Genomic DNA, 20,329 nt, shown 5'->3' with positions numbered 1-20,329 from the left:
ACGGGAGGGAACGGATGCCCCCCCTCGGCATCGGACTGGCGGATAGATTGTCGGTCTTGCGCAACGCGAGTCGGCGCAGCAGGTTGGCTGCGCTCACCGAGGCGCTGCGCCTCTGCGGCCCCAGCGAGGCCGACGCGATCGCGCGCGCCCTCCTGGCCGACCCCCTGCCCAGGGATCGCGCACTTGATGCGCTCGCGCTGGCCGCGCTGCGTTGGCCGCGTCTGAAGGACCAGACTCGGTCGCTGTGGCTGGCTGCGGCGGGGGATTCGGTGTCGGCGCTTGTGGATAAGTTGTCGCGATCGGCGAGCGTCGAGCAACGACTCGCCGCCGCCGAGCTGGTCTGCCACATGCCCAGCGCCACCGGCATCGCCCGGCTGCCGCTGCTGCTGGCCGACAAGGACGAGGGCGTGGCGCGATCGGCCGAGGAAGCCATCCGGCTCGCCGTCGACGCGGCGTCTCGCGACCCGTCGCTGCTGCCGGTCCTGGACGCGACCCTCGCAGAGGCGGCGACGAGCTACCCCGAGCACCGCCGACGGGGAGTCTTGGAAGCGATGCTGCCCCTCCTGGAGGCGCCCCCTGCGCGACTCGCGCAGTGGCTGGGCGACCAGACGCAGCCGGCGATCCTCGCTCTGCGTTCCGTGATCCGCTCGGACCGATCCGACGGCGCACGGGTGCGTGCGTTGCGCGTCCTGTCGATCCCGACGCTCGCGCCCGCCGCCGCCGCCCGCCTGAGCAAGCGAGCGAGCGTGCGTGAGCACCGCGTCGCCTTCGACCACGCGCACCTGCTCGCGCGAGAGTCGCGCCGAGCCGAGTTCGCGCGCGTCCGCCCCGAGCGGGACGCGCTGCCCACGTCGCGCGAGGTCGCCGAGATGCCGGAGCAGGCGCGCGCCGGCTTCGTGCGGATGGTGTGCGCCAGCGGGCTCGACGTGTCGAAAAAATCCTCGCTGCTCGCCGGGACGCTCGTGGATCCGAGCCCGACGGTCCGCGCCGTCGCCGCCAGAGAACTCGCGCGCACCGCGCCTTCGGACGCCGAGGGGGCGCGAGAGGCGGCGTCGCTGCTCGCGGACTTCGCGTTCTCAAGGGACGAGGCCCCGTCGCGGATTGCGGTCTCGGCGCTGCTCAACGACCGTCGTCTCCGGCGCGCGACGCTCCCCGAGACGCGCGCCGCGATGACGCGCTCCAGGCACGAGTGCGTGCGCACCGCCCGAGAGATCCTCGACCGTCACGAGGACCCCTGGACGAACCCGGCCGCCGCGCGCGTCGCGATGGATCTTCACCGCGACGCGTTCGTGCGTGAGCTTCGCCGGCGCGTCGCGAAGGGCGACGCCCCGGCCCGCGTCGCGGCGCTGCGGATCGGCAAGCGCCTGGCGCTGGCGCGCGAGCTGGAGCTGGAAGTCATGGCAGCGGCAACCGACATCGACCCGCGCGTGGCGGCGACGGCGGCCGCGGCGCTCGCCGAGGTGCGCAGCGCGTCGGCGGTGCAGGCCCTCGAGCGCCTCGCGGAGCATCGCGACGAGCGGGTCCGCGCCAACGCGATCGAAGCCATCGGCGAGCAGCGCCCGCTCCACCCGCTCGTCGAGGTCAAACTCCGCGCGATGTTCCCGCGTGAACGCGCCAACGCCGCGCGGGCGGCGCTCGTGGCGCAGCCCGGCCACGCGCTCGCCGCCGACGCGCTGGGGGCGATGCTCGCCGACGCCGACGGGCGCCAGCGTGTCTCGGGGCTGTGGGCGATCGAACGGTCCCGCGCCGTGGTCATGGCCCCCCAGATCGCGCGTGTGGTGCGCGAGGCGCGCGACGAGCACACCCTTCGTCGCGCCAAGGCCGCCGCCAGGATGCTTCTGGCCGTTATGCAGCCCTCGCCCGGGCCCGACCAAAGTGCCTCTCCCGAACGGTCGATAACCCAAGCATGACTCTCGTCACCCTCTCTCTGGCCGGTTGGGTTCTCCCGGGGACGCTCGCGGCGCTCTCGCTCGCGCTCGCGGCGGCGGCGACGTATTTCGCGCACCGCGCGATGGCGCGCCGGGGCGAGAGCGACGAGGCGTTCACCGTCCTCGCCAGGCACATGAACCTCTCCCGCGCCGACCGGCGCATGGTGCGCGAGCTCGCGGACCAGACGCGCGACGCGACGCCGGCCGGCCTGCTCATCAGCGAGCACGCGTTCCGGAAGGCCGCCGACGCGCAACGCGCCGCGGGCGACCAGCCGGCGCAGCGGGTCGCCGAGACGCGCGACTTCGCGGCGCGCGCGTTCCGCAACGCGGCGTGATCCTCACTCTCGAGGCGGGGCCTCGCCCTCGCGCGCGATCGGCGGTTCGCCGCGCAGGCGCAGCGCGATGTCCAGCATGATCCGCTTGTCCGTCGTGATCGCCAGGTGCGACAGCGCGGGCGGGCCGTCGATCCACAGCGGGTTGCGCCCCGGGGGCGCGGCGTGCTGCGCGCCGACCATCCCGTCGCGCAGACGCGCGTAGGGCACGATCTCCAGCGGGTCCGCCTCCAGCGCCTCGTCGAGCCGGCGCAGGAAGGGGCACCCGGGCTTCATGCAGCGCGACGGCGCGTCGGGCGCGACGATCGTCGCCAGCGACGCGCCGCGATGGGGCGTCGCAAGCGTGAACAGCCGGGCGATTTTCAGACGCTTCGCGGGCAGCGCCGTGTCGGCGAACCGCGAGCGATCCGCCGCCGCCAGTCGCGACGCGAGCCCGCCCATCGAGATCGCCACCACGTCGACTTCCGTCGTCCACGCGCCGTCGGGGGAGGGCGCCTTCCGGTCGACAGCGTGGACGACGCGCGACGCCGCCTCCTCGATGTTGTGCACGCCCATGAGCCCGACCGGCAGGAAGTCCGTCAGGCGCCTGCTGGTGATCGACGCGAGCCGGCGCGAGGTCAGCATCGCGGCGACCTGGGGGGCGCGCCACCCCGAGATAACGACCACCGGTCGCGCGAGGAGCGCAGGGTGCATGCGCAGGCGCGACCACTCGTGCGCGACGCGCTCGGCCGAGACATCGAACGACGGGTTGCGCAGCTTCGCGCCCAAGGGCCTTCGGAGGTGCTCGAGCACCGACGCGAACTTGCCCTCGGAGAAGGGGTGATTCTCGGGCTGTCCGTGCGGGTCGTCGCGCATGCGTCCTTTCGGGGTGGGGGTTTGGGGCGTCGCCGCCCCGCGGTTATTCGGCGCCAGGGCCAGACAGAGTGCACCGGTTCGCTGGGTTGACGCGCCGGGGCGCTCAAGTCGGGGACTCGCCCTCTATCAGCGGATACGGAGGGTCGATAGAGGGTTGAGGAACGCGTCGGGTCAGGGCTCGGCGTGCAGGAACCAATGGAACACTCGAATCAGGACATCGCGAGGCAGCAAGGGTACCTCTTCCCGAACGTCGCCGGGGAGGGTGAGTCGACCAGCGCCGAAGACCGGCGCCTGTTCGAACGCTACGCCTATCGCCAGCAGGTCTCCGTGGTCTGGATGGACGGGGCGTTCGTCCAGCGGCGCATCGGCTCCCTGCTCGCCGCCGACATCTCGCGCGGCGGGCTGAAGCTCGTCGGGCGCCAGATGCTCCATCGAGGCGCCGTGGGCGTCGTCATGCTCCGCGCGTCCGACGGCGAGGCGATGCTCCGCGGCATCCGGGTCCAGCACTGCGTCTACGCCGGCGACCTGCTCTACGCCAGCGGGTGCGAGTTCGTCCCGGCGCCCGACAAGCTCATGCGGGCCGTGCGCGTCGTCGACGGCGCCATCCAGCTCTCCACGCGCCCCGAAGACTTCGTCTGAGCGGCGCTGGTACGCTGTGGCCCGATGAACCAACCCCACACCGTGGTCGTCCTCGGCATGCGCGGCTGCGGCAAGAGCAGCGTCGGCGCGGCGGTCGCGTCTACGCTCGGCGCGGTGTTCCTCGATCTCGACCGCGAAGTCCTGACGCGTTGCGGCTACGCCAGCGTGCGAGATCTTTGGGAAGCCAAAGGCCAGGACGCGTTCCGCGCCGCCGAGGTCGAGACGCTGCGCGCCGTTCTCGACGAGTCACGCCGTCGCGCCGGCGCCACGGTCGTCGCGCTGGGCGGGGGCACGCCGACCGCCCCGGGCGCACGCGAACTGCTCGACGCGCGGCGCGCAGTCCGAGAGGTCTTCGTCGTCTATCTTCGGTGCTCGATCGACACGCTGCGCGCGCGCTTGCGCGCGACGCTCGCGCACGACGCGAACAGGCCGAGCGTCACCGGGGCCGACCCGGTCGCCGAACTCGAAGGTCTGCTGCGCGCGAGAGAACCCGTGTACCGCGCCGTCAGCGACGAGGTGATCGACGCGGATGATTCGACCGTCGAAACGATCGCCGGTCTGGTGGTTCAGGCCGCGAGCCGGTAGCGTCCGGCGCCCAGGGCGCGCTCGAGGCGCTGCCCGTCGCCAGCGACGACGAAGCGTGTGAACGCCGCGGCCATGCGGTACGGGCCGGGCTGGTCCTCGTCCTCGATCCACACGACGTTCGCGAGGGCGTAGACCGGGCGCGCGTCCGCCTGGCCGCCGTGCTCGGCGAACCCGGGGAGATCGATGCGCACCCCGATGGTCGTGCCCGGCGCGAGGGGCCGGTCCAGCTCGAACCGGATCCCGCTGAGCGAAAGGTCGTAGGCGTGCCCGTCGTAGAGGAACTCGTCCTTGTCTCCCGGCCGGATCGCGATGGAGGTGTACATCGCGGGCAGCGTGTACCTCGGCTGGATGCGGCGGTTACGGTCGTAGGGCTGCGCAGCGTGCATCGCGGGTGCTCCGTTTCTCTCTCGCCCGTCCCTGGGTGCTCCCGTCGGGCGGCGTCCGCGCGTTGGAAACCGCGCGTCTCTGACGACACGCCTATCGGACACTCCTCGCCTGTTCTGAAGCCCGCGCGGGGTTATTCCGGCGTCGAGGGCCGGTCGTCCGCGAGAACGCTGACGCTCACGCGCCGGACTGTCACGCCCATCCGCTGCTCGAGCTCGCGAACCAGCGACTCGGGGATGTGCTCGAGGAACCGCTGCCCCAGATCGGCAGGCACGTCGTGCACGCGGCCGGCGCCCGTCATCAGGTGCATGTGGTCGGTTGTGTCGGCGTCGTAGCGGGCGCCGCCCTCGGGAGTAGGAATCTTGCGGACGAGGCCCGAATCGGTCAGGGCTTCGAGGGTGTTGTAGACCGTCGCGAGCGAGACTGGGGGCTCGGTGTCGTCGACGCTCGGGGATTCGAGGACGAGCCGGTGGAGTTCTTCGGCCGTGGGGTGCGCCGTGGTCGCCGCGAGGGCCGCGTAGACCTCCTGACGCTGGCGCGTGACGCGCAGGCCCCGCCTGGCGAAGAGCGCGGCGATCGCCTCGGCCTCGACAGGGGGCCGTTGGTCGGATCCGTGATGGGCGTCGTGGTCGGCCATGACCGGGGAAGTATTCGGGGGCAGGAGGCAATGGGCAATAGGGGGAGGAAGGGAGTAGGGAGCGGGCAGCAGGGAGCGGGTGGAATGGGCGATGGATCATCCCCCCTCCCGCTTGCGGGAGGGGTTGGGGGAGGGTCTTCGGAAGGTGCATTGTCCGCAGGTCGCCCTCCCCCTGCCCCCTTCCGCGAGCGGGAGGGGACCATCTCTTCCCATTGCCCATTGCCCGTACTGTTCCCCCGTGCCGCCCTCACGCGAAAGGCTTCAACCCGACTGGCTCCTCTGCGAGGGCTGCGGCTACCGGCTCGACGGGCTCTCCCACGAGGACCCGTGCCCGGAGTGCGGGAGACCGATCGCCTCGTCGCTGGCGTCGAACCGCGCAGGGTCGGCGTGGCAGCGCCGGGCGTCGTTTGTGTCGTGGCTGAAGACGAACTGGCGGACGATCCGCCGCCCGGGGCGCCGTTGGGACGAGGTGCGCGTCTCGCGAGAGTGGGGGCTCCTGCTGGCGAACGCGTATGTCGTCGGCGTGCTGTTCGCGATGTTCTTCGGCGACTCGCTGGACGACGGCGCGCGCTCCCCGGCGGCGACTCTCCTGTGGAGCGTGTGGGTGTTCGCGATCCCCTTCGGAGGGGCGATCGTCGTGCTGTCGCTGATCGAGGGGCTGGGCCTGCGCGTGCTCGGGGCGCGCCACGGGTGGCGCATCACGCGCGACACCTCCGGGGCGATCGTGGCGCACGCGTCGATCGGCTGGCTGCTGGCGGCCCCGGTGATGGCGGCGGAGTATGTCTATTTCCGGAGTCTGTCGTCGCCCGGCGCGCTGGCGTGGGTGAACGCGCCGTGGTGGTGGATGGCGCTGGCCTATGCCGCCGGCCCGCTGGCGGGGCTGGTGGGGTTCGAGGCGCTGGCGTGGCTGGGGTGGAGGAAGATGAAGTTCGCGAACCGGGCGGCGGCGGAGCCGAAAGAAGAGGTATGAGCGTCGGACTCGAGGGCAACATGGCGCTGCGATGCCTGTCGTGTGAGTACGACATCGCGTCGCTGGTCGAGCTTCGAGGCTCAGACGAGCCGGGCGTGTGCCCGGAGTGCGGGCATGACCTGCGTGATTGTCTCCCGTCGCTCAATCTTCCCGGACTGCACATTCAGCACCGGTGGAGCTTCCGCGGGCATGTCGCATGGACTTGCTCTGCGATCTTTGAGCCATTGAACCTGATTGCTCGCGCTTCGCTCCCACACGCGGGGAATGTGTGGAAGGCGAATTGCCGTGCGGCGGCGGTTCTGTGCATGTCGCTGATGGCGATCGCGACATTCTTTGGCTCGATCACTCGGTACAGCAGCGGGTTCGATCTTGATACCTTCGTCCTGCTGATGCTTGTTGGTTTGGGCGCAGTCGCGGCTCACTTCGTTGGCGCGGTCATGATTTCTGCCGCTACGCTCGCTGTCCTTCGGCTTTTCGAAGATGCCCGGATGGGCCATGCGCCATGGCGATCGCGGTTGGCGACCGATGTCGCATCTTCGTGGCTCATACCTTGGTCAGCGATTATTCCGGTCGTGATGTTGGTGTATATGTGTGTTGACAAAATCGCGGGGACATACGCGTGGCAGGACCCGCGTGGGTATCTTTGGACTGCGATCGTTCTGCTCGTTGTAGTGCCCCTCGTGGCTTCCTTCGTCGCAGTATTCGTCTTTCGACGAGTGGGGGAGGAGGCCGAATGAGCGACGTACACATGCCCACCCTCCCACGGGAGATGCGTTGTTTCTCCTGCGGCTACGACATCGCGTCCCTCGTCGCCGATCGCGCCCGCGAGGGCGAATTCGTCTGTCCCGAGTGCGGCGTGTCGCTCGACGAGTCGCTCGCCGCGCCGCCGGGGCTGGCGGTGCAGCGGACCTGGAGCACGCGCGACTACCTGGGCTTTGTTCGCGCCGCGTTCCTCGACCCGCTGCGCACCGCGGACGGGATCAACCCGGATCTTTCCGACCGCGCGTCGCTCGCGATGCTGAACTGCGTGGCGGCGGGTGTGCTGGCCGGCGCGCTGATGCTGGTTGTCGGCGCTGTTTCGGCAGTGTTCTCGGGAGACTTCTGGCTCGTGCTGTGGAGCGTGGCCATCGCGGCGGGCGTGTCGGTCGTGCTGGGGTTTCTGTTTTTCCTCATCGCGTGCGTGCTCGGCCTGCTGGTGACCGGGGCGGCGGCGGCGCTCGGGGCGTCGGTTTCGTTCAGGCGCGCCTACGCGGCGATGGATATCGCGACGGTGTGGTTCCTGCCGCTGCCGTGGGTCGTGGTCCTGTCGCACTGGCTGCCGGCGACCTCGATCTGGTCGAGTGTTCCCCGGTGGGTCGTCGTGGGCGCGTCGCTCTCTCCACTGGCGGTGGTGTTCGTCGTCGGCGTCGCGGTGCACCTGCGCTGGAAGGGCGACGCCTCCAAACCCCTTCCCGGCTCGAACCTACCATGAATCCCATGTTCCCACGCAGACCAACCCGTCAGATCGTTCTCGGCGATGAGCGCGTCGGCTTCGTCCGCATCGGCGGCGGGGCGCCCACGAAGAGGCACCCCAACGCGACGCTGGCGTCGTCACCCGAAGAAGGCGGGCCGGCGCCTGTGGTCGTGCAGACGATGACCGCCGGGAAGACGCACGAGGTCGACCGGTGCGTCGCGGAGATCCACAAGATGGCCGCGGCGGGGGCCGAGGTCGTGCGCGTCGCGGTGCCCGAGAAGAAGGACACCGACGCGCTGCGCGAGATCATCCCCCGGGTGCGCGTGCCGATCGTCGCGGATGTGCACTTCCACTTCCAGCGCGCGCTCGAGGCGGTCGAGGCGGGCGTGCACAAGATCCGGCTCAACCCGGGGAACATCAGCGATCGCGCGCAGGTGGCGGAGGTGATCGACGCGTGCAAAGAGCGGGGCATCCCGATCCGCGTGGGCGTCAACGAGGGCTCGATCATCGAGCGCAAGGACAAGCAGAAGCGCGCGAAGGAACTGGGCGCGTTCTTCGCCGACCGGCGCCAGGGCCACCTGATGGCGGTGATGATCGCCAAACTCGAGGAATACCTCGACATCTTCCACGAGCGCGACTTCCACGACATCGCGATCAGCGCCAAGTCGATGGACGCGGCGTTCGTCATCGATGTGTACGCCGAGATCAGCGAGCGCTTCGACTACCCGCTGCACCTAGGCGTCACGCACGCCGGCACGCGCGAGACGGGCGCGATCCGCAGCATCGCGGCGCTGTCGGGCCTGCTCACGCGGGGCATCGGCGACACAATCCGACTGTCGTACGCCAGCGACCCGGTCTTCGAGGTGGAGGACGGTCTGGAGTTGTGCTATTCGCTGGGCTTGAAGCCGCGCAAGGGCGTGGACCTGATCGCGTGCCCGACCTGCGGGCGCATCCAGGTGGACCTTTTCACGCTGGTGCAGGACGTGCGGAAGAAACTGGCGGAGGAGATCCGCCTGCCGCTGAAGGTGGCGGTGATGGGGTGCATCGTGAACGGCCCGGGGGAGGCGGAGGGCGCGGATGTCGCGGTGTTCGCCGGCGATCGTCGCGGGATCATCTATGTGCAGGGCGAGCGCGTCGCGAATGTGCCCGAGCCGGAGATCCTGGACCGCCTGCTGCACGAGTGCCGCGAGTTCCAGGCGAAGGTCGAGCGGGGCGAGGCGAAACTGGGCGAGAAGAAGGTGGACATCGTGCCGCCGGACCCGATCGGTGAACTGGGGTCGGGTTTCGAACGGATCGCCTCGGGGGCGGCGAAGAAGGTGCAGCAGGTGACGGTGGGGGGAAGGGAATAGGGAGCAGGTGGAGAGGGGAGATGGGGGTGGCGTGGTACGGCGCAGCCGTGCCACGGATGAGCGTGTTCCCGCTGGGCTTGAAGATCTACAAAGAAACACGGCGTGCGCCTCCGTGAAGCGCACGCCGCGAGGGGCGATTAGTTGCAGGCGTTGCCGAAGTTGCTGAGGACCTCGTTGAGGTCGGCGAAGTTGACGACGCCGTCGAAGTTCAGGTCGCCGGGGACGCTGCCTGGCGCGCCGGACATGCCGAAGTTGGTGAGGACGGTGTTGAGGTCGGAGAAGTTGACCACGCCGTCGCCGTTGGTGTCGCCCGGGCAGAGGGTGGCGACGAACGCGTTGGCGTCGTCGAGGTTGATCCAGCCGATGTTTTCGCCCCACGCGTAGCCGCGGAAGAGCCGGGCGGTCGGGTCGTAGCGTGCGCCCTGGGCGCCGAGCGCGGGCTGGGTGTTGAAGTTGATCCAGCCGATGTTCTCGCCCCAGGCGTATCCGTTGAGGAAGCCGCCGGCGCCGATGTTGACGCCGAAGTTGAGGCCGGTGGTGTTGGTGTAGGAGAGGCGCCCGCCCGGGGGCGTGTTGCCGACATTGATCCAGCCGGCGTTCTCGCTCCAGATGAATCCGTCGAGGAAGGTCGGCGTGACGCGCACGCCCTGTGAGCCGTTCGCGCCGTCGCGCCAGTTGGTCCAGCCGGTGTTCTCGCACCATGCGTTCTTCTTCGCGGGTGAGATGTTGGACTGGGCGAGGGTCGGGGTCGTCGCGAGCGCGCCGAGCGCCGCGATGAGGAGTGTCGTTCGTGTTCGTTTCATTGGTCGAACCCTCCGAGTGTGGTGCGTGTCGTGGCGGGGTTCGTGAACGGTCAGAACGAGAAGTTGTCCCACGGGCCCGCGGTCGCGGCGGCGCCGGCGCCGACCAGGATCGCGCCCGCGTTGTTCGCGCCGGTCAGCGAGTAGTTGGAGACGCTGTTCCCGCTGGCGGTGTTGCGCAGGACGTGGTTGCCGCCAGCGACGACACGGATGCCGATGTCGTTGAAGGAGACGTTGTTGCCCTCGATGCGCGAGCCGGTGCCGCCGAACATGGCGGAGGCGATGATCCCCGCGCCGTCGTTGATGCCGGAGCCGACGCCGTTCTGGCCGCAGCTATTGTTGATGACGAGGGCCTGGCGGTCGACGGCGATGCCGTGGCGGTCGTTGCCGAACGCGGAGGAGTCGCGGATGACGCCCTCGCTGACGCTGATGCCGGCGAAGCCCTTGTTGAATCGGGCGGTGCAGGCGACGACGGTTGTGCCCTGGCCTCCGCTGAAGCCGTTCTGCCCGTTGCCGCGCGCGTTGGAGTTGGTGATCGTCGAGCCGTTTCCGAGGTTAAAGCCGTTCTCTGAGTTGTTGTTGGACTGGCAGGCGTCGTAGTTGCCCGTGCCATCGAAGCCGTTGAGGGTGTTGGCGAAGGCGCTGCACGAGGAGAACAGCCCCGGCCCGTTCGCGTTGCTGGCGAAGAAGCCGTGCCCTGCGTTCTTGGACGCGGTGCTGCCCGTGACGGTGACGGCGTGGATGACGATGGTCTGGCCGGGCGTGGCGCGTCCGAGTTCGTAGCCGTGGCTCCCGTTGTCCTGCGCGTTGCAGTTGTGGATGGTGGCGCCCGGGAAGGCGACGAACCCGATGCCCCCGTTGAGACTCGCGACGCTGTCGCTGATGGAGGAACCGACTCCGGCGACGACGCCGTCGAGCGTATTGAGGATGGCGCTCACTCCGCGAACGCTGCTGTTGGCGCCGACGGACAGGCCCTCGCCGGTGTTGGCGCGCACGGTGCAGTTCTCGACGACCGCGCCGTTCTGCGCGCTGATGCCGGGGCCGGTGTTCTCGGCGGCGGTGGAGCCGGTGACCACGCCCCCGGGCAGGAGCAGGAGGCCGCCGGCGGCGTTGGCTCGCGCGACGGAGTTGCGGATGACGCTCGACGAGCCGACGCGGATGCCGAAGTCGGCGTTGCCGAACGCGACGCAGTTGTCGACCGTCGCGTTGTTGCCGAGGTTCATGCCGCGCGCGCCGTTCTCCCAGACCTGGACATCGCGGACGACCAGGCCGGCCGACCCGCTGGCGATGCCCTCGGCGCCCCAGCCGTTGATTCGTCCGTTGACGACGGCGACGGCGTTACCGCTGATTCGGATGCCGGCGGTCGAACCGGCGACGCCCTGCAGGGTGAAGCCGTTGAGGTCCAGCACGACATCGCGAGAGGTGATGACGATGCCGTCGGCGCCGCTGACCCCGGTGATATTGCTGGTGAGGACATAGGAACCGGGCTGGGAGATCGTGTACGGGAACGCGCCGATGGTCTGCTGGTTGATCTGGACGCGGTTGGTCGGCTGGATCGGGCCCGGGGGCGGGTTGAGGTCCCCCGCGAGCGCGGCGAGCGGGCTGAGCAGCGTGAGCGCGGCGCAGGCGGCAAGGGCGTGGGTGAGGCGTCGGTGGTTCATCTCTGATCGCTCCTGGTGAGTGCTGGTGTCGGGTTCGGCTGGGCGTCGCGAACGCGCGCCCACACCCGGGGAAACGAGATCGCGGGGCGAGGAGGATCACGGGCCTTGGAAAAAGGGTTCCGGTCGAGCGAGCGACATCCGGGAAAATGCGCGTAAACCGCTTGGCAGATCGGCCTTGCGTCGTCATACTGGGCGCTGAGCCGAGGACGGAATCGGAGGAGGAGCGAGCACGCCAGGATGTCCTGCGCCAGGACCGACACCACGACCGCGCTGCTGGCGCAGGTGCGCGCCGGGGACGCCCACGCGCGCGAGCGACTGCTCCCTCTCGTGTACGAGGAGCTGCGCGCCCTCGCCGAGCGATATATGCGCGGGCAGCGACCCGGGCACACGCTCCAGACCACGGCGTTGGTCAACGAGGCGTACATCCGGCTCGTCGCGCGCGAGGCGCAGGGCTGGGAGAGTCGCGCGCACTTCATGGCGGTCGCGGCGACCGCGATGCGCAGCGTGCTCATCGACCACGCGCGCCGGAAGGGGACAGACAAGCGAGGCGGCGGTCGGCGCCGGGTGCCCATCGAGGGCGCCGCGATCCTGACCGAGGACCCGGTCGAGGACCTGCTCGCTATCGACGAGGCGCTGACCCGGCTGAGCGCGATGGACGAGCAGAAGGGGCGCATCGTCGAGCTTCGCTTCTTCGGTGGGCTGACCAACGAGGACACGGCGCAGGCGGTGGGGGTGTCTCCCGCGACGGTGAAGCGCGAGTGGCGGTTCGCCCGCGCGTGGCTCTACAAGGAGCTGACCGGAGAGACATCCAGTGGCGACTGACCACTCGAAACAGATCGAGGAGCTCTTCGACTCGCTCGTGGAGCTGCGTCCCGAAGCACGCCGCGCGCCGCTGGAGGACGCGCGGCGGCGCGTGCCGGAGATCGCGCTTGAAGTGGAGCGCCTGCTCGAGGCCCATGACGCGTCGACGATGTTCTTCGAGCGACCGGCGTACGAGGGCGCCTCGCTGCTCTTCGAGGGCGAGCGAGACATCAGCGACGCGAGGACCCTCGCTCCGGGCGAGAAACTCGGCAGCTATCGAGTGGTCGGAGAGATCGGGCGCGGCGGGATGGGCGAGGTCTACCTCGCGGAGCGCGACGACGATCAGTTCCGACAGCGCGTCGCCATCAAGGTCGTGAAGCGCGGGATGGACACGGGTGAGGTGCTCGCGCGGTTCAGACTCGAACGCCAGACGCTCGCCGATCTCCGGCACCCCAACATCACCCGCCTGCTCGACGGCGGCGTGACCGGCGACGGGCGCCCGTACCTCGTGATGGAGCACATCGACGGCCTGCCCATCGATCGCTTCTGTCTGGAGCGAGGGCTCCCGGTGCGCGAGCGGCTCGAACTTTTCTGCAAGGTCTGCGACGCGGTTCACGCGGCCCACACCAACCTCGTCGTGCACCGGGACCTCAAGCCCTCGAACATCCTCGTCGGCGACGACGCCGAGCCCAAGCTCCTCGACTTCGGGGTGGCGAAGCTGCTCACGGGCGACCCGCGCGACGAGACCGACAGGACGGTCGCCGGCCTTCGGATGCTCACGCCGCAGTTCGCGAGCCCCGAGCAGCTTCGCGCCGAGCGCGTGACGACCGCGACCGATGTGTACTCGCTGGGGCTCGTCCTGTGCGTCATGCTGACCGGCCGACGCCCCTTCGGCGAGGGCGTCGACGAGCTGACGAGGCGTGAGAACCCTACGCGCCCGAGCCGGTTGGTCGAATCCTCCGGCGAGGCGCGTGAGCGTCTTCCACGCACGCTCCGTGGCGACATCGACACGATCGTGCTGACGGCGCTGCGCGTCGAGCCCGAGCGACGCTACGCGTCGGCGCAGGCGCTCGCCGACGATGTGCGCCGTCACCTGAGGGGGGAACCGATCGCCGCGCGCCCCCAGACGCTCGCGTACTCGCTGGCCAAGCTCGTGCGTCGGCGCCCGTGGGAATCGGCGCTCGCGAGCGTGGCCGCGGTTGCGCTGGTCGTTGCGCTGGTCGTTTCGGTGGTGAGTCTGCGCTCGAGCGAGCGCGCCCGCGCCGCCGAGGCGACCCAGCGCGCCGAGGCCGAGCGCAGCGCCGAGGAATCACGGGCCGCGGTGGAGTTCATGCGCACGATCTTCGCGTCGATCGACCCGGCGCGGGCCCGTGGGCGCGACACTGGGCTCCTGCGCGAGGCGCTCGACGGCGCGACGGGTCGGCTCGAGGGCGGCCACGCGTTGTCACCGGCGGCCGAGGCCTCCATGCGAGGGACGATCGGGAGCACCTACCGGGCAATCGGCGAGTACGACCGCGCCGAGCCGCAGGCGCTCCGAGCCCTCGAACTGTCGCGCGAGCGGTTCGGCGACGCGTCGTTCGAGACGGCGCAGGCGTGGCGACGCCTGGGCGTGCTGCGGCTCGACCAGACCAGACTCCGAGACGCTGAGGCGGCGTTTGTCGCCTCCATCGCGTCGATCGACGGGCTGCTGTCCGACGCCCCCCCCGACGCGACGGACCCGCTCGCGAGGGAGCGACTCTCGGCCCTCGAGGGCCTGGCGGTCGCCCGGATGGAGCTGGGTGAGTTCGCCTTCGCTGAGCGGGCGCTTCGCGAGCTGGTCGAGGGCGGCGACGCCAGCCCCGGCTGGTCGGGTGTGCACGACGCTCGGTCGATGCTCGCCGTGGCGCTCGCGCAGCTGGGTCGGCTCGAAGAGGCGGAAGCGATCCTGCGCGAGCGGCTCTCGCAGCTCGTCGGCGCGCACGGCGAAGAGCACCCCGGCGTGATCGGCGTGATGAACAGTCTGGGCGTCACGCTCGGTCGGCTGGGTCGGCACGAGGAGGCAGCCGGGGTGTACGCCGTGGCGAGCGAGCGAGCGGCGCGAGTCTTCGGCGCGTCGCACCGGAACACGCTGTCGGTGCGGCGCAACGCCGCGATCGCGCTCGATCGCCTGGGACATCGTGAAGAAGCCGAGCGGGAATACGTGGCGACGCTCGCCGCCCAGCGCGAGACACTCGGGATCGGGCACGCCGACACGATCGCGACGGCGACCAGCTACGCCGAGTTTCTTGTGAACGCCGGCGAGCTCGATCGCGCCGAGGCGTTGTTCCGCGAGGCGATCGAGGCCCAGCTGGGCGCGCACGACGAACGCGACCCCGTCGTGGGAATTCTCTACGGCGGGCTGGGCGCCTGCCTTCGCGCGCAGGGTCGCTACGAGGAGGCGGAGGAGGCGTTGCTCCGGGCGCACTCGGTCATGCTCGCGACGCTCGGGCCGGGGCACCCGTTCACGCGAACGACGGTCTCGCGCCTGCGCGCGCTCTACGCCCCCGATTCGATGGACGAGCCGGTGAAGCTCGCGGCCCTCGACGCCCCGGATAGCCCCACTGCCATCGGCGCCCCTGCCCCCACGCAGGCGCCTGGTCCGGGCGAAGCCCCCCGATGAACCGGCCGGCGATGCGTGAAGATTCGGTGAGGGCGTGGTTTCGGGGGGGCGCCCCCGGTCCGGAATTGTGAAGGCCCGTCTAGACTCATTCTCAGGTTCGCGCCCGCCTCGCCGATAGAGGGGGCATGCTTTTCTCATTGGTCGTGCCCTGGTCTGGGCGGAAGGATGACAGGATGTCCAGCAAGGTCCCGCCGCCGGTGCATCACCCGATGCCGGGCAAGCACATCGAGTTCGACGACGCGTTGGACGGGCTGTATCGCAGCCTGCTCAACGAGGGCGCGCTCGCGGTGCGTCAGGTCGAGCTGGCGATCAAGGCCTTCCGCGAGGTCGACCGCGAGGCCGCGACCGAGGTTCGCAAGGGCGACGACGAGGTCGACGCCGAGGAAGTGCGGATCGAGGAAGAGTGCCTGCGCCTGATCGCCACGCACCACCCCGTCGCGCGAGACCTTCGGCGCATCATGGCGGTGATCAAGATCAACGCCGAGCTCGAGCGCATCGCCGACCATGCCACAGGGCTCTGCAAGGCGGTGCTCTATCTCGACCGCGAGGACGCCGGCGCGCAGGGGTCGATCATCTGGCAGCCCTCGCTGCTGGAGATGGCCGACCGCATCCTGCCCCGCGCCCACGAGACCCTCCGCGCGCTGCAGCGCATGGACCCGGCGATCGCGCTGACGATCATCCGCGGCGACGAGACCCTCGATGTGCTCGCGAAGCGCGCGTTCGAGGAGATCGAACAGGACGACAACGAGGGGCGCATCTCGGCCCGCACCGCGATGCTGGCGTTCCGCGCCAGCCGCGAGCTGGAGCGCATCAGCGACCTGCTCGGCTCGGTGTGCGAGGACATCATCTACATGGACACCGGTCGCATTGTGCGTCACGGGACGATGCCCGGCTCTCCGACGATGTGAGAGGTTTCGAACAACACGATCGTGCCTCACGGGCCGGCGCATCGCGTCGGCCCGTGTTCATTTTCCGGCGTCGCACGGTGAAAAACGAAACGGGCCGAGCGTCTCGCTCGGCCCGTGGCGATGACGATGTCGTGGCGTTCGCGATCAGACGCTGAACGACGAGCCGCAGCCGCAGGACGAGGTGGAGTTGGGGTTGTTGAAGACGAACCCGCGTCCCATGATCTCGTCGCGGAAGTCGATGGTGGTGCCTGCGAGGTAGAGCATGGACTTGGGGTCGCAGATGACCTTGAGCCCGTGCTGCTCGAAGACCTCGTCGGTGTCCTTCTGCGACTCGGTGAGGTCGAGCAGGTAGGAGAAGCCGGAGCACCCGCCGCCCTTCACGCCCACGCGCAAGCGCACGGCGTTCGCGTCGAGCTCCTGCTGCTGGATGATGCTCTTGATCTCGCGCGCGGCGGTCTCGGAAAGGATGATGCCGGGCGTCGAGGGGGCTTCGGGGGTCTGCGTGGTGGACATCGCGGTCAATCTCCGTCCTGGCGTCGGGGACGCGTCGTGCGTTCCCACGTTTCATGATACGCGCGGGTCGACGCCCGAGTTCATCGGGCTTCCGACGACGGATGATGCGGGTCTGTTGGTAGGAATCGCCCGGGGGGCAGGGTTGACCGCCCGAGAATCCTCGCAGACTGTTGCCCGGATGAAAATCGTTCGCGACCGAGTCGGGCTGACCTCGTTCCAGGGCTGCGTGCTCATCCCCACGATGGGCGCGCTCCACGAGGGGCACGCGGCGCTCGTGCGCCAGGCGTGCGAGTTCGCCGATCGCTGGGCGTCCCACGGCGGGGCCCAGGGATTCAGTTCCCGACCCCCGGTCGTCGTCTCGATCTTCGTCAACCCCACGCAGTTCACCGTCGAGAGCGACTACAAACGCTACCCGCGCACCCTTGAGGCCGACGCGGCGTGCTGCGAAGGCGCCGGCGCCGACGCGGTGTTTGCGCCGGGAGAGGCGGTCGTCTATCCCCCGGGCGAGCACGTCCAGACCCCCGTGCTGCCCGGCGCGGCGGTGGGCAAGGGCCTCGAGGACGCGCACCGGCCCGGGCACTTCGAAGGGGTCTGCCAGGTGGTCCGTCGGCTGTTCGAGCTGACGAGGCCGGTCGCCGCGGTTTTCGGGGAGAAGGACTGGCAGCAACTCCAGGTCGTCCGAGCGATGGCCGCGGCCGACCCCTCGGCGCTGATCCGGTCGGTCGCGATCGTGCCCGGCCCAACGGTGCGGGAATCGGACGGGCTGGCGATGAGCAGCCGCAACCGGTTTTTGTCGGAGGAATCGCGCCGGCAGGCGACGGCGATCTCTCAGGCGTTGTGCGACGCCGCCGCTTGCGCGACCCCGGGCGAGGCAGAGGCCTCGATGCGCGCCCGGCTCGACGGGGCGGGGGCAAGGGTCGACTACGCGACGGTGCGTGTGGGGGAGTCTCTGGAGGCGCTGGACCCCGGCGCCCACCGCTCGACGCTGACCTCCAGCGCCCGCGCCCTCATCGCGGCCAGGTTCGGGGAGGGCGACCGTGAGGTCCGCCTCCTGGACAACGCCCCCTGGCCCGCCTGAGCGGCCCCGGGGGAGCGAAGGCCCGAAAAAACCCGTTGCGAATCCGGACTGGCGCCGTAGACTGGTGAGGTACCCCCACGGGCGGCACGGTCCTCGCCGCCCGGGCGACTCTCCCCCAAGGCCGCCCTCCAAACGAGCACGGATGAGCCAAGCATCGGTCCCCATCGAGACAGCGCGCGGCTACTCGACGCCAAGCGTCCGCCAGTTCAGCGTCTTTCTTGACAACAAAGTCGGGAAACTCCACGAGCTGGTCGAGGCGTTCGATCTGGCGGCGAACTGCCAGATATGCGCCATCAGCGTCCACGAAGCGTCCGACCACGCGGTCGTGCGCATCGTCCCCAACTGTTCCAAGACCGCGAAGGAGATTCTCCGGACGCGCCGGCTGGCGTTCTCTGAGCTCGACCTCCTCGTCGTCGAGTTCGGGGCCGACCACTCGCTGCCCGGGCTCTGCCTGAGTCTGCTCGCGGCGGAATTGAACATCTCCTTCGCGTACCCGGTGCTGCTGCGCAGCAACGGCAAGCCGACCATCGCGATCTGCGTGGACGACAACGTGCTCGCCGGGCAGATCCTGCGAAAGAAGGGCTTCCGCCTGCTCGGGGAAGCGGACCTCCCGCGACCGGGTTCGGGCCAGACCTGAGCGTCGCGCCGGGACGCGCTATGCTCGCGCGATGACCAAGCACCCGGCGATCGCCCCCGTTCTCACGCTCGCGCACTCGCCCGACCCGGACGACGCGTTCATGTGGTGGCCCCTCGGCGACGCCGAGCGCGGACGCGACGCGCAGATCGACACCCGAGGCCTGCGCTTCACCACGGTCGCCGCCGACATCGAGTCGCTCAACCAGCGCGCGGCGGAGACGGGCGACCTCGACGTCACCGCCTGCTCGGCACACGCCTACACGCACGCCAGAGACCGCTACGCGATCACTTCCTGCGGCGCCAGCATGGGCGACGGGTACGGGCCCAAGCTCGTCGCGCGCGACATGCTCCCGCTCGACGACCTTCGCGCCGGGCGCGCCGAGATCGCGATCCCCGGCACACGCACCAGCGCGTACCTGACGCTCCGGCTGATGCTGGGCGAGGGCGTGCGCACCCGCGTGGTCCCGTTCGAAGAGATCATCGACGAGGTCGTGCGCGGCAAGGCCGATGTCGGGCTCGTGATCCACGAGGGCCAGCTCACCTTCGGCGATGAGGGCCTGGTCGAACTGTACGACATGGGCGCGTGGTGGAAGGAATCGACCGGGCTGCCGCTGCCGCTGGGGCTGAACCTGGCCCGGCGAGACCTTGCCGACCGGCTCCGCCCAGCGCTGGGCGACGACGCGATGCGCGTGCTGGCAGGGGTCTTGCGTGACTCGGTGTCCCACGCGATGGCGCAGCGCGAGACAGGGCTTGAGGTCGCGATGGGCTACGGCCGCGGGATCTCGAAGGAACGCACCGACCGCTTCGTCAACATGTATGTCAACGACCTCACGGTCGACATGGGCGTCGCAGGGGCGGACGCCATCCTCCGGTTCCTCAAGTCCGGAGCGGCGGCGGGTCTCTGCCCCGATCCGGGCGTGGTGGATGTCGTCCGCCCGCTCTGACCACCCGCTCGCCGCGCGTACGATCACGCCCCTCGCGCGACGACTCGCGCCACACCTCGCCCACGCCAGCAGGAGCATCAGCCAGTGCAGCGCACGCCCCTCTATCAGTTCCATGTCGATCACGGCGGCAAGATGGTCGACTTCGCCGGCTGGGAGATGCCCATCATGTACAAGGGCGTCCACGCCGAGCACCAGCAGGTGCGCGCGAGCGGGGGCGTGTTCGATGTCTCGCACATGGGGCGCGTCGAGGTCAAGGGGCGCCACGCGCGCCGGTTCCTCGAGAAGCTCTGCACGAGGCGCATCAGCGACATGCAGGCGGGCCAGTGCCGCTACTCGATGGTCTGCAACGAGCAAGGCGGCGTGCGCGACGACATCATCGTTTCTCGCATGGACGAGGACGAGTTCCTCCTGGTCGTCAACGCGAGCAACCGCGAGAAGCTGCTGGGCCACTTCGCGCAGGTCAAGGGCGACCTGACCGTCAGCATCGACGACAAGACGACGAAGACCGCGATGGTTGCGTTGCAGGGCCCGAAGGTCATGGAGCTCATCGCCGGCGTCTCTCGCGAGATCCCCACGCTCAAGCGATACCGCTTCACCGTCAAGAACCTCATGGTGATGAAGCTCATCGTCAGCCGCACCGGCTACACGGGCGAGGACGGCGTGGAAGTCATCCTGCCGGCGATGGCGGTCGGCATGGCGATGAAGCTGCTGCTCAAAGACGTGAACATGGACGATCCGAACGCGGTGCTGCAGCCGGCGGGCCTCGCCGCCCGCGACACGCTCCGGCTCGAGGCCGGCATGCCCCTCTACGGGCACGAGCTGGGCGAGGAGCACGACGCGCTCTCGTCGCGCCTCGACTTCGCCATCGCGCTCGACAAGGGCCAGAACGACGGCGAGGAGAAGTTCGTCGGCCAGGACGCGCTGGTCAAGATCCACGAGAACGGCGGGCCCTCGCGCCTGCTCGTTGGCCTCGAGATCGAGGGCAAGCGCAGCGCGCGACAGGGCATGAAAGTCCTGCGCCAGGGCGCGCCCGTTGGCGAGGTCACCAGCGCGTGTCTCAGCCCCACGCTCGAGAAGCCCATCGGCATGGCGTACGTCGACGCGCAGCAGGCCGAGCTGGGCACGGCGCTCGAGATCGACACCGGGCGCGGCGCGACGCTCGCGGCCCACGTCGTGCCCATGCCGTTCTACAAGGCGAAGAAGTCCTGAGAAGGGGGA

The 20,329-nt window shown here is 69.8% G+C and carries 21 protein-coding genes; 15 read left to right on the top strand and 6 right to left on the bottom strand.

The genetic code is table 11. From position 1 onward, the window contains the following. The first annotated feature begins 14 nt into the window (after positions 1-14). Entirely contained in the window at positions 15-1,910 is a 1,896-nt protein-coding gene (locus tag KF684_02495) for a HEAT repeat domain-containing protein (GenBank protein MBX3351778.1), read from the top strand. Next, on the top strand, positions 1,907-2,263 hold the full coding sequence (locus KF684_02490; GenBank protein ID MBX3351777.1) for a hypothetical protein: 357 nt from the start codon (positions 1,907-1,909) through the stop codon (positions 2,261-2,263). Before KF684_02495 ends, KF684_02490 begins: the two co-directional genes overlap by 4 nt. Before the next feature lie 3 nt (positions 2,264-2,266). On the opposite strand, the gene KF684_02485 is transcribed toward KF684_02490, so the two are convergent. Further along, positions 2,267-3,115 (bottom strand): hypothetical protein, encoded by an 849-nt coding sequence (locus KF684_02485; GenBank protein MBX3351776.1) that lies wholly within the window; start codon positions 3,113-3,115, stop codon positions 2,267-2,269. A 195-nt stretch (positions 3,116-3,310) separates the two neighbouring features. Here KF684_02485 and KF684_02480 point away from each other — a divergent pair, with 195 nt between their 5' ends. Both KF684_02480 and KF684_02475 read left to right on the top strand, forming a co-directional pair. Next, positions 3,311-3,754, top strand: coding sequence for a PilZ domain-containing protein (locus tag KF684_02480; GenBank protein MBX3351775.1), 444 nt, complete (start codon positions 3,311-3,313; stop codon positions 3,752-3,754). A gap of 24 nt (positions 3,755-3,778) precedes the next feature. Beyond that, positions 3,779-4,339, top strand: a complete 561-nt coding sequence (locus KF684_02475; GenBank protein ID MBX3351774.1) for an AAA family ATPase — start codon at positions 3,779-3,781, stop codon at positions 4,337-4,339. Here the strand turns inward: KF684_02475 and KF684_02470 are convergent. Together KF684_02470 and KF684_02465 are read right to left on the bottom strand one after the other, a co-directional pair. Next, a complete protein-coding gene (locus tag KF684_02470) occupies positions 4,321-4,725 on the bottom strand; it encodes a PilZ domain-containing protein (GenBank protein MBX3351773.1) in 405 nt (134 codons plus the stop codon). The genes KF684_02475 and KF684_02470 overlap by 19 nt on opposite strands. Before the next feature lie 131 nt (positions 4,726-4,856). Next, the gene (locus KF684_02465) at positions 4,857-5,360 is read right to left on the bottom strand and encodes a transcriptional repressor (GenBank protein MBX3351772.1); all 504 of its coding nucleotides are present in this window, start codon (positions 5,358-5,360) and stop codon (positions 4,857-4,859) included. Positions 5,361-5,598: 238 nt separating this feature from the next. On the opposite strand from KF684_02465, the gene KF684_02460 reads away from it, so the two are divergent. From KF684_02460 to ispG, 4 genes are read left to right on the top strand one after another with little or no spacing between them, the layout of a single operon-like run. Continuing rightward, complete coding sequence (locus KF684_02460; protein MBX3351771.1) at positions 5,599-6,330, top strand: hypothetical protein; 732 nt, start codon at positions 5,599-5,601, stop codon at positions 6,328-6,330. Next, positions 6,327-7,067: a hypothetical protein gene (locus tag KF684_02455; protein ID MBX3351770.1), complete on the top strand. Its 741-nt coding sequence runs from the start codon at positions 6,327-6,329 to the stop codon at positions 7,065-7,067. The genes KF684_02460 and KF684_02455 overlap by 4 nt, the downstream gene beginning before the upstream one ends. An 11-nt stretch (positions 7,068-7,078) precedes the next feature. Further along, a complete protein-coding gene (locus tag KF684_02450; GenBank protein MBX3351769.1) occupies positions 7,079-7,801 on the top strand; it encodes a hypothetical protein in 723 nt (240 codons plus the stop codon). Between the two features lie 5 nt (positions 7,802-7,806). After that, positions 7,807-9,132, top strand: a complete 1,326-nt coding sequence (gene ispG / locus KF684_02445) for a flavodoxin-dependent (E)-4-hydroxy-3-methylbut-2-enyl-diphosphate synthase (protein MBX3351768.1) — start codon at positions 7,807-7,809, stop codon at positions 9,130-9,132. 137 nt (positions 9,133-9,269) lie between these two features. Here the strand turns inward: ispG and KF684_02440 are convergent, their stop codons facing one another. After that, positions 9,270-9,935, bottom strand: coding sequence for a hypothetical protein (locus tag KF684_02440; GenBank protein MBX3351767.1), 666 nt, complete (start codon positions 9,933-9,935; stop codon positions 9,270-9,272). A 50-nt stretch (positions 9,936-9,985) separates the two neighbouring features. Further along, the gene (locus KF684_02435) at positions 9,986-11,593 is read right to left on the bottom strand and encodes a right-handed parallel beta-helix repeat-containing protein (protein MBX3351766.1); all 1,608 of its coding nucleotides are present in this window, start codon (positions 11,591-11,593) and stop codon (positions 9,986-9,988) included. Between the two features lie 237 nt (positions 11,594-11,830). On the opposite strand from KF684_02435, the gene KF684_02430 reads away from it, so the two are divergent. From KF684_02430 to phoU, 3 genes are all read left to right on the top strand, one after another. Next, entirely contained in the window at positions 11,831-12,415 is a 585-nt protein-coding gene (locus tag KF684_02430; GenBank protein ID MBX3351765.1) for a sigma-70 family RNA polymerase sigma factor, read from the top strand. After that, the gene (locus KF684_02425; protein ID MBX3351764.1) at positions 12,405-15,032 is read left to right on the top strand and encodes a tetratricopeptide repeat protein; all 2,628 of its coding nucleotides are present in this window, start codon (positions 12,405-12,407) and stop codon (positions 15,030-15,032) included. Before KF684_02430 ends, KF684_02425 begins: the two co-directional genes overlap by 11 nt. Before the next feature lie 173 nt (positions 15,033-15,205). Then, positions 15,206-15,940, top strand: coding sequence for a phosphate signaling complex protein PhoU (phoU, locus tag KF684_02420; GenBank protein ID MBX3351763.1), 735 nt, complete (start codon positions 15,206-15,208; stop codon positions 15,938-15,940). Between the two features lie 144 nt (positions 15,941-16,084). Here phoU and KF684_02415 read toward each other — a convergent pair whose 3' ends face one another. Then, entirely contained in the window at positions 16,085-16,453 is a 369-nt protein-coding gene (locus KF684_02415; protein ID MBX3351762.1) for an iron-sulfur cluster assembly accessory protein, read from the bottom strand. A 178-nt stretch (positions 16,454-16,631) separates the two neighbouring features. On the opposite strand from KF684_02415, the gene KF684_02410 reads away from it, so the two are divergent. From KF684_02410 to gcvT, 4 genes are all read left to right on the top strand, one after another. Continuing rightward, entirely contained in the window at positions 16,632-17,531 is a 900-nt protein-coding gene (locus KF684_02410; protein MBX3351761.1) for a pantoate--beta-alanine ligase, read from the top strand. A gap of 142 nt (positions 17,532-17,673) precedes the next feature. Then, positions 17,674-18,168, top strand: a complete 495-nt coding sequence (locus KF684_02405) for a hypothetical protein (protein MBX3351760.1) — start codon at positions 17,674-17,676, stop codon at positions 18,166-18,168. Between the two features lie 31 nt (positions 18,169-18,199). Continuing rightward, positions 18,200-19,111 (top strand): ABC transporter substrate-binding protein, encoded by a 912-nt coding sequence (locus KF684_02400; protein MBX3351759.1) that lies wholly within the window; start codon positions 18,200-18,202, stop codon positions 19,109-19,111. Between the two features lie 84 nt (positions 19,112-19,195). Then, a complete protein-coding gene (gene gcvT / locus KF684_02395; GenBank protein ID MBX3351758.1) occupies positions 19,196-20,320 on the top strand; it encodes a glycine cleavage system aminomethyltransferase GcvT in 1,125 nt (374 codons plus the stop codon). The last annotated feature ends 9 nt before the right edge of the window (positions 20,321-20,329 follow it).

Source organism: Phycisphaeraceae bacterium (genome assembly GCA_019636675.1).
Taxonomy (GTDB): Bacteria; Planctomycetota; Phycisphaerae; order Phycisphaerales; family UBA1924; genus JAHBXC01.
This window is presented reverse-complemented; position numbering and strand designations above follow the sequence as displayed.